Source organism: Winogradskyella sp. PG-2, from assembly GCF_000828715.1.
GTDB lineage: Bacteria > Bacteroidota > Bacteroidia > Flavobacteriales > Flavobacteriaceae > Winogradskyella.
Genome location: NZ_AP014583.1, coordinates 1,718,835 through 1,734,274, shown reverse-complemented (window position 1 = coordinate 1,734,274; position 15,440 = coordinate 1,718,835). Strand labels below are relative to the sequence as shown.

General features: G+C 33.5%; 12 protein-coding genes. 7 read left to right on the top strand and 5 right to left on the bottom strand.

Annotated features, from left to right (window positions below; all coding sequences use genetic code 11):
- Positions 1 to 11: 11 nt before the first annotated feature.
- The 4 genes from WPG_RS07695 to panC all read right to left on the bottom strand — a co-directional run bounded on the left by WPG_RS07695 (position 12) and on the right by panC (position 3,382).
- Complete coding sequence (locus WPG_RS07695) at positions 12 to 1,124, bottom strand: alpha/beta hydrolase (protein ID WP_231850270.1); 1,113 nt, start codon at positions 1,122 to 1,124, stop codon at positions 12 to 14.
- 78 nt (positions 1,125 to 1,202) lie between these two features.
- Positions 1,203 to 2,162, bottom strand: coding sequence for a YbhN family protein (locus WPG_RS07690; protein WP_045471025.1), 960 nt, complete (start codon positions 2,160 to 2,162; stop codon positions 1,203 to 1,205).
- 4 nt (positions 2,163 to 2,166) lie between these two features.
- On the bottom strand, positions 2,167 to 2,517 hold the full coding sequence (panD, locus tag WPG_RS07685) for an aspartate 1-decarboxylase (RefSeq protein ID WP_045471023.1): 351 nt from the start codon (positions 2,515 to 2,517) through the stop codon (positions 2,167 to 2,169).
- Positions 2,518 to 2,530: 13 nt separating this feature from the next.
- Positions 2,531 to 3,382 carry a pantoate--beta-alanine ligase gene (panC, locus tag WPG_RS07680; protein WP_045471021.1) on the bottom strand — a complete coding sequence of 284 codons (852 nt, stop codon included), beginning with the start codon at positions 3,380 to 3,382 and terminating at the stop codon, positions 2,531 to 2,533.
- 110 nt (positions 3,383 to 3,492) lie between these two features.
- On the opposite strand from panC, the gene WPG_RS07675 reads away from it, so the two are divergent.
- From WPG_RS07675 to WPG_RS07645, 7 genes are all read left to right on the top strand, one after another.
- Positions 3,493 to 4,305, top strand: a complete 813-nt coding sequence (locus tag WPG_RS07675) for a glycogen/starch synthase (RefSeq protein ID WP_045471019.1) — start codon at positions 3,493 to 3,495, stop codon at positions 4,303 to 4,305.
- Between the two features lie 9 nt (positions 4,306 to 4,314).
- On the top strand, positions 4,315 to 6,018 hold the full coding sequence (locus WPG_RS07670) for a DUF4270 domain-containing protein (protein WP_045471017.1): 1,704 nt from the start codon (positions 4,315 to 4,317) through the stop codon (positions 6,016 to 6,018).
- A 10-nt stretch (positions 6,019 to 6,028) separates the two neighbouring features.
- Entirely contained in the window at positions 6,029 to 7,876 is a 1,848-nt protein-coding gene (gene glmS / locus WPG_RS07665) for a glutamine--fructose-6-phosphate transaminase (isomerizing) (RefSeq protein ID WP_045471015.1), read from the top strand.
- Positions 7,877 to 8,047: 171 nt separating this feature from the next.
- Positions 8,048 to 10,849, top strand: coding sequence for a TonB-dependent receptor (locus WPG_RS07660; protein ID WP_045471013.1), 2,802 nt, complete (start codon positions 8,048 to 8,050; stop codon positions 10,847 to 10,849).
- Positions 10,850 to 10,870: 21 nt separating this feature from the next.
- Positions 10,871 to 12,400, top strand: coding sequence for a lipase (locus WPG_RS07655; protein WP_045471011.1), 1,530 nt, complete (start codon positions 10,871 to 10,873; stop codon positions 12,398 to 12,400).
- 169 nt (positions 12,401 to 12,569) lie between these two features.
- The gene (atpD, locus tag WPG_RS07650; RefSeq protein WP_045471009.1) at positions 12,570 to 14,078 is read left to right on the top strand and encodes a F0F1 ATP synthase subunit beta; all 1,509 of its coding nucleotides are present in this window, start codon (positions 12,570 to 12,572) and stop codon (positions 14,076 to 14,078) included.
- A gap of 17 nt (positions 14,079 to 14,095) precedes the next feature.
- Positions 14,096 to 14,389: a F0F1 ATP synthase subunit epsilon gene (locus WPG_RS07645; RefSeq protein ID WP_045471007.1), complete on the top strand. Its 294-nt coding sequence runs from the start codon at positions 14,096 to 14,098 to the stop codon at positions 14,387 to 14,389.
- A 55-nt stretch (positions 14,390 to 14,444) separates the two neighbouring features.
- On the opposite strand, the gene WPG_RS07640 is transcribed toward WPG_RS07645, so the two are convergent.
- Positions 14,445 to 15,419 (bottom strand): Gfo/Idh/MocA family protein, encoded by a 975-nt coding sequence (locus tag WPG_RS07640; RefSeq protein ID WP_045471005.1) that lies wholly within the window; start codon positions 15,417 to 15,419, stop codon positions 14,445 to 14,447.
- Positions 15,420 to 15,440: the final 21 nt, after the last annotated feature.

Sequence of the window (15,440 nt, the reverse complement as noted above, 5' to 3'; positions counted from 1 at the left end):
ATGAACTGCAGTTAATTTTTCATCTCATCTTGCACATCGTACATTTTTTCGAGCATCACCTCTTTATCTATAAACTGAGAAGGCTCTAAAAGCAAACCAGATTTATATCGCTGTAAAGCTTTTTTAAGATTTCCTTCTTTTTCATGGTACACACCCAAATAATAAGCACTTAACATAGATTTTGGAAACTCTTTTTTTACCAATTTTGATAGTTGCTCTAAAGATTCAAGGTCATCTTTTTTATTACAGGCTGCTGCAATTGCTCTAATATCGTTCTCAATTAATTTTTTCTCAAATCCATAGAAGTATTCAATATCCTCATACTTCTTTATCAAGTATTCATAGGGAGAACCTTCAAAGGTGAGGAGTTTTTCACTATATTCTTTACCACTAATTGGCTTGTATAGAGCAAATATCTCATTGAGTGCTTTAGGGATTCCTCGGCCTACTAAAGAATAATGGTTAGCATCTACAAAATTATCAAACTTATAATGTAACTTTGGGTTTTCTATTACATTAATGTTAGCATCAGCATCTTTAATAGCGGCATTTAATGCTTTTATATCTTCATCTGCAGTGGCCAAGTAATAAAAAGTCTCTTGTTGTAAATTAGATAAACGTTCTTTTAATCGTTTTACCATTTCTGGAGCTAAATCTGGACTCAAATTTATGTAAGCTCTAAAAAGAGGTTGATCTTTAAACAAAAAATAGTTAATAAAGTTAGCCCCTAAATCATGTCCAACTATAATTCTAAAATCTGAAATTTTATAATTCTCCTCTATATAAGGTAATAACTCTGCCCCCATAAACTCATAAAAGTCTGCTCCTTCATGTGAAGGGAAAAATGTATCATTATCGTAGTAAAAATCATCTTCTCTTGTAGCTCCTTGCTTAATACCCACAACAATACAATCTGGAATATCTTCCCAATATGCTTGGTAATCTATATTTCCTGCAACAGGCTCAAATAAATAGTCCCCATCAAGAACTATAACTAATGGATAATCAAGTTTAGCTTCAGGATCATAATTTCTAGGTAATTGAATCTTAAGTTCGCGCTTGCCATCGAGTTTGTATGAATCAATTGTTTCATAAATTGCCTGAGCTTGGAGGTTCAAAGCCATGAAGCAAAGTAAAATAAGGGTTAAAATAGTCTTCATAGTAATATTAAACTTAAAGTTGGAGCAAGTTAAAAAATATTTCTAGATATCGGTTTTCTTTCTGTTGTATATAGGAAGGTAAATTAAAGATATTCCGCCAATTATTATAATTCCAAGTGTTTGTGTTGACCACATAATCCAACCAAAAGCTCTACTAGGATCTTCTAACATATTAAATGATGTAAACGCTATAACAATGGATTCAGGAAATGACCCAATACCACCATTAGTAGCAGCAATACTAAAGCTTGCTAAAATAAAACCAATTAAAACAGCAGCCATAGATATATTACTTAATTCGGGCAAAGCAAATGTTGTCACATAAAACATTGAAACATACATTACCCAAATAAATATAGTATGAAATATAAAAGCCCATTTCTTTTTCATCTTAAAAATACTTAAGGCGCCTTCAATTAATCCAGAAACAAATCCTTTCAATTTTAAAGTAAACTTAGATTTACTCTTTTTAAGAAATAAAAAGAATATGATTACTATAAATGCTAATATAAGTATACCCATTACTAGTGTTAACGGATTGAATTTCTCTGCGAAGAAATTATAAATAAATTCAAATTCTAAAAAGAGTGCTAATGCTATTATTAATAATAACATAATAGTATCAGCAATACGCTCTGCTACAATAGTCCCAAACCCTCTATCAAAAGGAATATCTTCATAATTCATTAAAATTGAAGCTCTAGCAATTTCACCAGCTCTTGGTATTGTAAAATTAATTAAGTAGGCAGAGTATACTGCCATAAAACTATTCAGGAATTTTGGCTGATAACCTAAGGGCTCTACCATAAACAACCAACGATATGCTCTAGATAGATGGCTTAAAACACCAAAACACAATCCAAGGATTACCCAGGTATAATTAGCATCTTTAAAATATTGAAACAAAGTTGGTAGTGAAATCTGAGATAACGAATACCATACCAAAACAACTCCTAAGAGTAACGGTAATATAACTTTTAGGATGGGTTTAGATTTACTCAATGCTTTATTTTAGAAGATTAGTCGCCTCATCTGGGAATACTAAAGAAGGTTTAAATACTTTTGCCTCTTCAATATCCATAAACGCATAAGTGATAAGTATAAGTGTATCTCCAACAGACACTTTACGAGCAGCAGCTCCATTTAGAGTTATTTCGCCACTATTTCTAGGACCTGGAATACAATAGGTTTCCAAACGTTCACCATTGTCGTTATTTACAATCTGAACTTTCTCTCCTTGTATAATATTAGCGGCTTCCATGAGGTCTTCATCAATGGTTATACTGCCAATATAATTAAGGTCTGCACCTGTAACTTTTACACGATGAATCTTAGATTTTACAACTTGAATTTGCATACCACAAAGATAATTATTTTAAAGCGATATTATCTATTAATCTTATATCACCTGCATATACAGCTATAAACGCTCTATATGTCTTTTTTGTTGATTTTCTTTTTACTGGTTTTAAGGTTGTTGTATCTGCAATTATAAAATACTCAAGCTCTAAAAGTGGCTGTTTTTTAAATTGCACTTCAACCCATTCCGTAACTTTCTGAGCACTTTTTGTGCCAAACTTTGTTTTGGCAGTTTTAAGTGTCTTATAAATAAAAGGTGCTCTAGTTCTATGCTCTGGAGTTAGTCTTGCATTTCTAGAACTCATTGCTAAACCATCTTCTGCTCTGTGTATTGAGCAACCAACTATTTTTACAGGAATGTCATTTAACTCAACCAGTTTTCTAATGATCTGTAATTGCTGAAAATCCTTTTCTCCAAAATAGACATAATTTGGTTTAACAATTTCTAATAAACGTTTCACTATGGTTCCAACACCATCAAAATGACCATCTCTAAACGCTCCTTCCATTTCATGCTCTAAACCATCAAAAGTGAAAGATTGAGACTCTATATTATCACCATATATATCTTCTACAGTTGGAGCATAAACTATAATAGTTGTATCACTCACTGTTTTTAGCAATTCCACATCTGCATCTAGAGTTCTTGGGTATTTAACAAGATCTTCTTGATTATCAAATTGGGTAGGATTAACAAAAATACTAACTACTATAATATCAGTTTGACTCAAGCCTTTATTAACTAGTGACAAATGACCATTATGAAGTGCTCCCATTGTTGGCACAAACCCAACTGATAGTCCTTTAGCTTTTAAGCTTGTGATATGGTATGATAATTCAGTTTTATTAAGAAATTTTTTCAAGACTGTAACAAAAAATTAACGCGTGCAAACATAATATTTTACTGGCAATCTGCCCAAAATTTTGTAATTTTGCATGTTTTTTACTTTTAATTTTCAAAAGCAGCAGATTTATGAAAGATAAACGAATATTGTATATATCCTCTGAAGTAGTTCCATATTTACCAGAAACTGAGATTTCTTCAATGTCATTTGAAGCACCAAGGATGGTAAACAAACAAGGAGGCCAAATACGAATATTTATGCCTCGCTTTGGTAATATTAATGAAAGAAGACATCAATTACATGAAGTTATTAGACTTTCTGGTATCAACTTGGTGATTAATGACCTAGATATGCCATTAATTATTAAAGTAGCATCTATACCAAAAGAGCGTATTCAGGTTTATTTTATTGATAATGAAGATTACTTTAAAAGAAAAGCGACATTAACTGACGAAGATGGAAATCTATTTCCAGATAATGACGAACGCGCAATTTTCTTTGCGAAAGGTGTAATAGAGACTGTTAAAAAACTGAATTGGGCACCAGATATTATTCATGTTAATGGGTGGTTAGCTTCCCTGCTACCATTGTATTTAAAAGAGTTCTACAAAACAGAGCCCTTATTTACAGAAAGTAAAATAGTAACATCTGTATACAATCAAAGTTTTGAAGGCACGTTAGATAAAGACATGCTTAACAAAGTTAATTTTGATGAATTAGATGCTGATGCTACTAAACTTTTAGAAAAACCAGACTACATCAACTTAATGAAAATTGCTATTGATAATTCTGACGCTATAATTAGAGGCTCTCAAGAATTACCAAAAGAATTAGATACTTATATAAGCGAATTAACAAAACCTGTATTAGATTTTTATTCTATTGAAGAATTTGCAGATCCATATACAGAGTTTTACACAAATACTGTTTTAAACAGTTAGATAATACTTATGAAAAGAAATAAATTTGCCCTTCAGATTTCAATATTTGGATTAATTATCTTAAGTTTCATTGCTTGCGATAAAGACTTTGCCAATCTAGATTCTGATATCATTAATCAAGAAAACGCCACTAATTTTGACATCTTATCAATCGGTGAAACTAATCCTGAATTTACAGAGGTTATAACCTACACTCAAGCTTTAGGTCCTGTTCAAACAAATGGTTTAGGTCTAAACACATTAGGAGTTTATGACGATTTATATGGAAGAACTACATCTACCTTCGTAACACAAGTTACTCCAAGTACTTTTGCTCCCGATTTTGGAGATGGTGTTTCAATAGATTCAGTGGTCCTTAAAATTCCTTATTTCAATGTTGCTACTGAAGTAGAAGATGATGGTACAATCATATACGAAATTGATTCCGTAATTGGTAGAAATCCAATAAAATTAAGTCTTTTTGAGAGTAATTATTTTATTAGAGATTTTGATCCTAATGGAGAATTTGATGATAATCAAAATTATTTCTCAAATAAAACGGCATCTGATGAAGAAGTAATTTCTGATGCAGTATTAGAAGGTGAAGAATTAATCTTTGTAGACTATAATGAAGAGACTCAAGAGTATGACCCTGTTGGCAATGTTATTGATATAAATGACACGGGTTATGTTTTAACAGAACCAGACAATGACGAAGACGAAGATGAAGATCCTCAGGTTTTATTGAGAGAGCCACCTGGTTTAAGAATTATGTTAGATCCGACTTACTGGCATAATAAAATTATAGCAAAAGAAGGAGAGCCTGAGTTAAGTGATGCAAATAATTTTACTGAATATTTTAGAGGCCTTTATTTTAAAGCAGAACCTGTAAATGATGAGGGTAGTTTTTTAATTTTAAATATAGGAGCACTTACATCTCATATTACTATTTATTACACAAGACTTACGGCTTCAACTACAGACGAGGAAGATGAAACTGAGCAAGGTACATATCAAATAAGTTTTGGCTCTAGTAGAATTAACTTCATGGATAACAATTATACTATGCCCATTAATGATGGTGATCCTCTAACTGGAGATAGTAGAATTTACTTAAAAGGTGGACAAGGTTCATTAGCAAAAATCAAACTTTTTAATGGAGATGATATAGATGATACAGACGACCTAACCTTTGAGCAATGGAAAGACTTCTTTGTTGAAACTGAGGATGGTAAATTTGTAAAATCTAAACGTCTAGTCAATGAAGCAAATCTTGTATTCTATGTTGACCAAGATTTAGTGCAGGATGGCGAACCTAATCGCATTTATTTGTATGATATAGAGAATAAAACACCATTAACCGATTATTATTTAGATACTAGCCTTGGAAGTTTACCTTCGTTTTCAATTATTAACCATCTTGGACCGTTACAACGTGTTGATGATGAACCTGATGGAAACGGAATTAAATACAAATTAAAGATTACCGAACATATTAATAATTTATTATTAAGAGATTCTACTAATGTTGAACTGGGTTTATCTGTTTCCATAAATGTGAATTTAGAAGAAATACTTCTTCAAAGAGAAGTTTTAACTAATGACGACTCTGAATTAACATCACCAACAAGTTCGGTAATATCACCAAGAGGTACAGTATTGCATGGTAACACTACTGAAGATGATAGTAAAAAAGTGTATTTAGAAATATATTACACAGAACCCAATAACTAAAAATTAACCTATGTGTGGAATTGTTGGATATATTGGCCATAGAAAGGCCTATCCTATTGTAATTAAAGGACTACAGAGATTAGAATATCGTGGTTATGATAGTGCAGGTATTGCACTTTTTGACGGTAACAATATTAAACTCTCAAAAACTAAAGGAAAAGTATCTGACCTCAAAGAAAGATTAGAATCTGAAATCTCAACAGATGGAACTTTAGGTATAGGACATACGCGCTGGGCAACACATGGCGTGCCAAATGATGTCAATTCTCATCCTCATTATTCGAATTCTGGTGATTTAGTAATAATTCATAATGGAATCATTGAAAATTATGACTCTTTAAAAAAAGAATTATTAAAACGTGGTTACACGTTTCAGTCTGATACAGATACTGAAGTATTAGTAAATCTTATCGAAGATGTAAAGAAAAATGAGAATATAAAACTTGGTAAGGCTGTACAAATTGCTTTAAACCAAGTTGTAGGTGCATATGCCATAGCTGTTTTCGATAAGAATAAACCAAATGAGATTGTTGTTGCAAGATTAGGTAGCCCTTTGGCTATTGGTATTGGTGAAGATGAATTCTTCATTGCTAGTGATGCTTCTCCATTTATTGAATACACAAAAAATGCTGTTTATTTAGAGGATGAAGAAATGGCGATTATAAGAAGAGGGAAAAAAATAAAAGTAAGAAAAATAAATAACGATTCTCTCGTTGATCCATACATTCAAGAACTACAACTAAATTTAGAACAAATTGAAAAAGGTGGCTATGATCACTTTATGCTTAAAGAAATTTATGAGCAACCTGAAGCCATTCTAGATACATTTAGAGGTCGTTTACTAAGTAACGAAGCTTTAGTAAAACTAGCTGGTGTTGAGGATAATATGAAAAAATTCCTTGCCGCAGATAGAATCATTGTTGTAGCGTGTGGTACATCATGGCATGCAGGCCTAGTTTCAGAATACATTTTTGAGGATTTAGCAAGAATCCCCGTTGAAGTAGAATATGCCTCTGAATTTAGATATAGAAACCCTGTAATTACGGAGAAAGACGTTGTTATAGCTATTTCTCAATCTGGTGAAACTGCGGATACCTTAGCTGCTATTAAACTAGCAAAATCTAAAGGTGCTTTTGTTTTTGGTGTATGTAATGTCGTAGGATCTTCTATTGCTAGAGAAACGCACGCTGGCGCTTATACTCATGCTGGTCCAGAAATTGGAGTAGCATCTACAAAGGCATTTACTACGCAAATTACTGTATTGACATTAATTGCATTGCGTTTAGCAAGAGCTAAAGGAACCATATCAAGTTCAGAATTTAGGCATCATCTAATTGAATTGGAAACCATCCCAAGTAAAGTTGAAAAAGCATTGAAGTCTGATGCTTATGTTCAAACTGTTGCAGATATATATAAAGATGCAACTAATTTCCTGTATTTAGGCCGTGGATTTAATTTCCCTGTTGCGTTAGAAGGTGCGTTAAAATTAAAAGAGATTTCATACATACATGCAGAAGGCTATCCAGCTGCAGAAATGAAGCATGGCCCAATTGCATTAATCGATGAAAACATGCCAATTGTTGTAATAGCTACAAAAAAAGGGCACTACGAAAAAGTTGTAAGTAATATTCAAGAAATTAAATCTAGAAAAGGTAAAATTATTGGTATTGTAACTGAAGGAGATAAAAGTGTAAAAGAATTAGCAGATCATGTCATTGAGGTACCTGAGACTATAGAATGTCTTACTCCACTTCTTACAACTATACCTTTACAATTATTATCCTATCACATAGCAGTGATGTTAGATAAAAATGTAGATCAACCGAGAAATTTAGCCAAATCAGTTACCGTTGAATAACTAAAGAAAATTTGTAAATTCATATTTTAAGGCCTCAAAATTGATAATTATTCAATTTTAAGGCCTTAAATTTTTCAAAATTTACTATGCATGCATAATTTTATGAAAATTTGTCATTGAATTTTCATATATTTAGTTAAATTGCTCATCTAATAAAACTAATTCTCTAAAATGAAGACAATCTTAAAGCTTTTCACAATGCTTTTTTGTGTGGTAACTTTTGCTCAAACCACTGTAAAAGGTAAAATTATTGACAATACTGGGTTACCCTTACCTGGTGCAAATATTGTCGTAGTAGGTACTAGTTCTGGTACTATTTCAGATTTTGACGGTAATTATACATTAACTCTAGATCAAGATCCACCATTTTCAATTCGTGTCAGTTACACAGGATTTGAAGCTCAAACTATTGAAATAACATCTAATAATCAAACTGTTGATGTTACTTTAGTAGAAGGTAATTCACTTGATGAAGTTGTAATTTCTGCCTCTCGTACACCTGAGCGTATTTTCGAATCGCCAGTTACTGTAGAACGATTTGGACTTAAAGAAATTAAAAACACAGCATCTGTAGACTTTTATGATGGTTTAGAAAACCTTAAAGGTGTTGATATTAATACTAATAGTTTAACCTTTAAATCTATAAACACAAGAGGTTTTGCAACATTTGCAAATACACGTTTTATGCAGTTAGTAGACGGAATGGATAATTCTGCACCAGCTCTTAACTTCCCGCTAGGAAATTTATTAGGTATGACAGAAACAGATGTATTAAGTGTAGAACTTCTTCCAGGAGCTTCTTCTGCGCTTTACGGAGCAAATGCCTTTAATGGTATTTTGTTTATGCGAAGTAAAAGTCCTTTCGATCACACTGGTATTAGTGCATACATAAAAAGAGGTATTACATCTCAAGAAGCAGCTGGTGATAATGAGTATACTGATTTAGGTATTAGAATGGCATACAAATTCAGTGAAAAATTCGCAGTAAAGGTGAATTTCGGATATTTAAAAGGAACGGATTGGGTTGCAGCTAATGAAAATGACAAGCTTAATCGTGGACTTACTAGATCAGACATTGATTACGATGGTATTAATGTTTATGGAGATGAGGTAAGTACTGATATCAATGGAGTTGCGCAAATACTTGAAGGTTTAGGTTTAGCACCTTCAGGTTCTTCAGCCTTAGTGCCTTCTGTAAATGTTAGTAGAACAGGTTACAACGAAAGAGATTTAACTAACTATAATGCTGAAAGTATTAAAGCAGATTGGGGATTATATTTCCGTCCTTGGGAAAATGATTTCGAAATTCAATATGTTGGTAAAGTTGGTTCTGGTAACACAATTTATCAAGGAGCTAACAGATATAACATTAAAGGCTTCTTTTTACAGCAACATAAAATAGAAATTAAAAACGATAACTTCTTCGTAAGAGGTTACGTCACTGAAGATAAAGCTGGTGATTCTTATGATATGGTATTTACTGGTATTAATATAAATAGAGCTTGGAAAGATGATAACACTTGGTTTGGTGAATATGTTTCTGGCTACATAGGTGCAAGTTTAAGTGGTGCTACAGACGTTGCAGCTCACAATGCGGGTAGAGCTGCTGCAGATACTGGTCGTTTTTTACCAGGTTCTGCCGGATTCGAAGCTGCTTTTAATAGAAGTATAAATGATCCTGACTTAAACACAGGTTCTAAATTCCAAGATAATTCTAAAATTTATCATGCCGATGCCAATTATAATTTTGGTGATATGATTGACTTTGCCGAAGTACAAGTAGGCGGATCTTACAGAAGATATCGTTTAAATTCTTTCGGTACTATTTATACAGATACTGATGGACCTATTAATTATTCAGAAGTTGGGGTTTATACTCAATTACAAAGATCATTAGAGTTATCAGAAAGCGTAGAGCTTAAATTAACTGGGTCTTTACGTTATGATAAATCTGAACTTTTTGACGGATTCTTTTCACCAAGACTATCTGCAGGTTTTACTATAAATGATAATCATAATATAAGAGCTTCTTACCAAACAGGATTTAGAAACCCAACAACCCAAGATTTATATATTGGTTTAGATGTAGGGCGTGCAATTTTAATTGGTGGTGCTGCTAATAACCCTGCAAGAGATGTAAGAAATTATGACTTAAGTGCTACAGGTCAATCTATTGTAGGAATGACGAATTTAGATGTTGATGGTACTGGTGCATATAATAATTCTTTCTTTGCATCTTCCGTAACAGATTTTGCTGCCTCTGGAAACCCAGCTTTATTAGAAGTTGCTAATTCTAACCTTGCTCAACCTGAACAGGTAAGTTCTTATGAATTAGGGTATCGTGGTAAGTTTAATGGCTTTATTGTTGATGCTTCTGCTTATTACAGCCAATATCAAGACTTTTTAGCAAATGAAACTGTAATTTCTCCTTTTTATGGAGATGTTGCTTTAACTCAAACGCTTCCTAATGGAACACCTTTAGCAGTAGCTGCTATAGCTAGTGGAGATTTTCAAGCCTATCAAACATATACAAATTCAGATGCTGATGTAAATTCTTATGGAGCTGCAATTCAAGTATCTAAAAAAGTACTAGGTGGTTTTGATCTCAGTGCAAATTATACGTACGCAAAATTAGATTTTGATACAGAAGCTAATCCTGATTTCAGAACAAACTTCAATACACCAGAACACAAAGTTAAAATGTCTTTCGGTAAAACAGAATTGTTTAAGAATTTTGGTTTTAATACCTCTTGGAGATGGAGTGATAATTTCTTCTGGGAAGCATCTTTTGGTGATGGAGAAGTGCCTGCATACCATGTTCTAGATGCTCAAATAAATTATAGAGTTCCAAGTTTAAAATCAACATTTAAGCTCGGTGCAACAAACTTATTACAAGATGAGTACTTTACCGCATTCGGTACAGGTTTGATCGGTTCACAATACTATGTGTCTTGGACTATCAATAATTTATAATAACGAAAAAGAAAACACAAGATGAAAAAAATAAAATATATAGCCTTATCATTATTAACACTGGGAATGCTTTCCTGTGATAATGATACCCTTGACGATTTAAGAAATAGAGGCAATGACACTGAAACATTACCTGATTTAACTGCAGGTTCAGCTGATTTTTCAAATTATGTTGCTTTAGGAGCTTCATTTACAGCAGGATTTACTGATAACGGGTTATTCATTGCTAGTCAAGAAAATTCTTTCCCAAATATTATTGCTAGTAAGTTTGCTAATATTGGTGGAGGAACTTTTATACAACCTCTAATGAGCGATAATTTTGGTGGTTTAGCTGCTGGAGGAACTAGAATTACTCAACCGAGATTAGTCTTTGGTGGTGCAGGCCCGGTTCCACTTGAATCTGTAATTGGACCAGTAACTGTTAGTACAGATATCGTTTTAAATAATCCTAATGGTCCTTTTAATAACCTTGGTGTACCTGGCGCAAAAAGCTTCCATTTAGTAGCTCCTGGTTATGGTAACCTAACTAATTTTCCAGCTGCTGCAAACCCTTACGCTGTGCGTATGACAGGTAATGCACCAAATGCAACTATTTTAGAGTTAGCAATAGCACAAAGCCCGACATTTTTCACATTGTCTGAATTTGGTGGGAATGATGTTTTAGGTTATGCCACTTCTGGTGGAGATGGCAGTAACCCTATAACACCAACCGCAACTTTTGATGCAGCGTTAAATGCAACTATTGGTGCTTTAACAGCAACTGGAGCTAAAGGTGTAATTGGTAATTTACCAAACATTACTAGTTTATCATTCTTTACAACTGTAGGACATGATGTGATTCCTTTAGATGCTGCTACAGCAGGAGTATTAAACAGTGCTGCAGCTTATGGCGCTTATAATGCTGGTATAGTTCAAGCATTCGCATTTATTGTAGCCACTACACCTATGACTCAAGAAATGGCAGATGCAGAAATAGCAAAACGAACTATAACCTTTGCTGAAGGTCAAAATAATGCCGTAGTTATTATGGATGAAAGTTTAACTGACTTAACACCTTTAAATGCAGCTTTAGTAAGTATGCGACAAGCAACAGCTGAAGATTTAATTACATTACCTGCTGCAAGTTTTATTGGTACAGAAGCTGTTCCTGGAAACCCACTATCTGTTAATGGAGTTGCAATTCCTTTAGCCGATAATTGGGTATTAACACCTGAAGAACAAGAAGAAATCGCTACGGCGACGACTGCCTATAATGCGAGTTTATCTGCTGCTGCAAGTGCTAATGGTTTAGCTTTAGTAGATTTAAACAGTATTTTAGATCAAGCTTCTTCTACAGGTATTAATTTTGATGATTATAATATGAATACTGACTTAGTATTTGGAGGTTTAGTAAGTTTAGATGGTGTACATTTAACTGGTAGAGGTTATGCATTAATGGCAAATGCCTTCTTAGAAGCTATAGATGCAACATATGGCTCTAATTTTTCAGCATCAGGAAACCTTGCCAAAGCTGGTGATTATGAAGTAGCTTATTCACCACTATTACAGTAAAAAATTATTTATATTTATATTGAAAAGGGCGTTCAAATTGAACGCCCTTTTTTTATGTAAAAAAGCCGCTAAAAAAGACTTTAGTTTTTAAATAAAACTATATCTTTGCAGCGCGAAAAACGAGCTGTTTTTCACAATTAAATTATTGCAAAACAAAAACATAAGAGTAATGTCAAAAGTTACAGGTAAAGTTGCACAAATCGTAGGCCCAGTTATCGATGTAGAATTCGCTGCTGGTTCAGAGCTTCCAAAGATTTATGATTCGTTAGAAATTAACAACCAAGATGGTTCTAAATTAGTATTAGAAGTACAATCTCACATTGGTGAAGATACTGTACGTACTATTGCTATGGATTCTTCTGATGGTTTAAGTAGAGGAACAGAAGTTCATGCTACTGGTGCGCCAATCCAAATGCCAATTGGTGAAGATGTTTACGGACGTCTTTTTAATGTAATTGGAGATGCTATTGATGGATTAGGTGATTTGCCTAAAGCTGGTGAAGATGGTTTACCTATTCACAGACAAGCTCCTAAATTTGAAGATTTATCAACGTCAACTGAAGTTTTATTTACTGGTATCAAAGTAATTGATTTAATTGAGCCTTATGCAAAAGGTGGTAAAATTGGTTTATTTGGTGGTGCTGGTGTAGGTAAAACCGTATTAATTCAGGAGTTGATTAACAATATTGCAAAAGGTCACGGTGGACTTTCTGTATTTGCAGGTGTTGGCGAAAGAACACGTGAAGGAAATGATTTACTTCGTGAGATGTTAGAGTCTGGGATTATCAAGTATGGTGATGACTTTATGCATTCTATGGAAGAAGGTGGTTGGGATCTTAAAAAAGTAGATAAGTCTGCTATGAAAGATTCTAAAGCAACTTTCGTATTCGGACAAATGAATGAGCCTCCTGGAGCTCGTGCTCGTGTAGCACTTTCAGGATTAACTATAGCAGAATATTTCCGTGATGGAGCTGGTGATGGACAAGGAAAAGATGTTTTATTTTTTGTAGATAACATCTTCCGTTTCACACAAGCTGGTTCTGAGGTATCTGCATTACTTGGTCGTATGCCATCTGCGGTAGGTTACCAACCTACATTAGCAACTGAAATGGGTGCTATGCAAGAACGTATTACATCAACTAAGAAAGGTTCTATTACATCCGTACAAGCGGTTTATGTACCTGCGGATGATTTAACGGATCCTGCACCAGCAACAACCTTTGCTCACTTAGATGCAACAACTGTATTATCTCGTAAGATTGCTGAGCTTGGTATTTATCCTGCAGTAGATCCATTAGATTCTACATCACGTATTTTAACTGCTGATATTTTAGGTGATGAGCATTACGATTGTGCACAGCGTGTAAAAGAGTTATTACAACGTTATAAAGAATTACAAGATATTATTGCAATTCTTGGTATGGAAGAATTATCTGAAGAAGATAAAATGGCTGTGGGTAGAGCAAGACGTGTTCAACGTTTCTTATCCCAACCATTCCACGTAGCTGAACAGTTTACAGGTATACCAGGTGTATTAGTAGATATTAAAGAAACTATTAAAGGGTTTAACATGATTATGGATGGTGAATTAGATCACTTACCAGAAGCTGCATTTAACCTTAAAGGTTCTATAGAAGAAGCTGTTGAAGCTGGAGAGAAAATGCTTGCTGAAGCTTAATATAAAATTTCAGAATTATGTATTTAGAAATTGTATCACCAGAAGCTACTTTATTTAGTTCAGAAGTTGATTCTGTAGTTGTGCCAGGTGTTAATGGTGAGTTTGAGATGTTAAAAGATCACGCCCCTATTGTATCTATATTAAAAGAAGGTACAATACGAATTAATACACATACACAAAGTCATTTAGTATTTGATGAATTACATGCAGATGTTGTTCCTCATAATGATGACAAAAAAGTATTAACTGTGAATATTAATTCTGGTACTATTGAAATGAAAGATAATAAGCTAATTATTTTAGCTGACTAATATATCTTAAATCACTATATAAAAAACGCGAAGCTGATGCTTCGCGTTTTTTGTTCTATATCTTTCCTAAAATCTTATCCATAACCCAAGCAGTATGCGTTGCTGTTATTCCTGTTGAAGGATGTTTTATATCACCACTAAGATGATTTTTCATATTTTGTACATGATATTGTTGAATATGTTTAGGGTGTTCAATAGAAAATTTATCGTGACCATTTTTGGTAATCAATTCAATTGGGCCTTCTAAAAAAATAAAAAAAATAATCTCTCCTTCACTTCCAATAATTCTCACTTTATCTTCTCGTTTATATACACCAAAATTCCACGACCCAGAGCCAGTAACACCCGATTTATGAATCCATGATCCTGAAATCGCATCTTTTGCAGTATATAACTTTTGCTGATTAATAGAATTTCCTTGAGCTTCTTCGATATCACCTAAAAGATAGGCGAACAAATCTAATCCATGACTTGCTAAGTCGTCGAAATAACCAGCAGGTGCAATTGTTCCGTCTGTTCTCCAATTATAGGCTTGAGATATATCGAGCTCACTTGGAGTTCTACTTAAATACCATGTAATATGTCTTACATCTCCTATGGCATTTTCATCTAACAAATCTTTTACTTTATTAAATCTTAGTAATGATCTACGGTAATAGGCTACAAATAAAGGTAGGTTGCGTTGAGTAAATGCGTTACTAATTTCTAAGCAGGCTTTATAACTGGGTGCCATTGGTTTTTCTATACAGCATATTTTTCCTGCATTAGCCACTTTTAATGCATAATAATGATGACTATCAGGTGGTGTTGCAATATAAATGGCATCAATCTCTGGATCATTAATGAGCATATCAGCATCATTATAGTAACGTTCTATGTTATGACGTAGCGCATAATCTTTGGCTAATTCTAAATTTCTGCGCATTACCGCAACTATTTTAAACCCTTCAACTAAAGCGAAAGCTGGTCCACTCTTAACTTCAGTAACATCTCCACAACCAATAATTCCCCATTTTATGACTTGCATCATATTATTTATAACTCTTTATTA

Coding starts and splice junctions, on each gene's coding strand:
- WPG_RS07670 (WP_045471017.1), top strand. CDS start 4,315: ATGAAAAGAAATAAATTTGCCCTTCAGATTTCAATATTTGGATTAATT.
- glmS (WP_045471015.1), top strand. CDS start 6,029: ATGTGTGGAATTGTTGGATATATTGGCCATAGAAAGGCCTATCCTATT.
- panD (WP_045471023.1), bottom strand. CDS start 2,517: ATGCAAATTCAAGTTGTAAAATCTAAGATTCATCGTGTAAAAGTTACA.
- atpD (WP_045471009.1), top strand. CDS start 12,570: ATGTCAAAAGTTACAGGTAAAGTTGCACAAATCGTAGGCCCAGTTATC.
- WPG_RS07695 (WP_231850270.1), bottom strand. CDS start 1,124: ATGGCTTTGAACCTCCAAGCTCAGGCAATTTATGAAACAATTGATTCA.
- WPG_RS07660 (WP_045471013.1), top strand. CDS start 8,048: ATGAAGACAATCTTAAAGCTTTTCACAATGCTTTTTTGTGTGGTAACT.
- WPG_RS07655 (WP_045471011.1), top strand. CDS start 10,871: ATGAAAAAAATAAAATATATAGCCTTATCATTATTAACACTGGGAATG.
- WPG_RS07640 (WP_045471005.1), bottom strand. CDS start 15,419: ATGATGCAAGTCATAAAATGGGGAATTATTGGTTGTGGAGATGTTACT.
- WPG_RS07675 (WP_045471019.1), top strand. CDS start 3,493: ATGAAAGATAAACGAATATTGTATATATCCTCTGAAGTAGTTCCATAT.
- WPG_RS07645 (WP_045471007.1), top strand. CDS start 14,096: ATGTATTTAGAAATTGTATCACCAGAAGCTACTTTATTTAGTTCAGAA.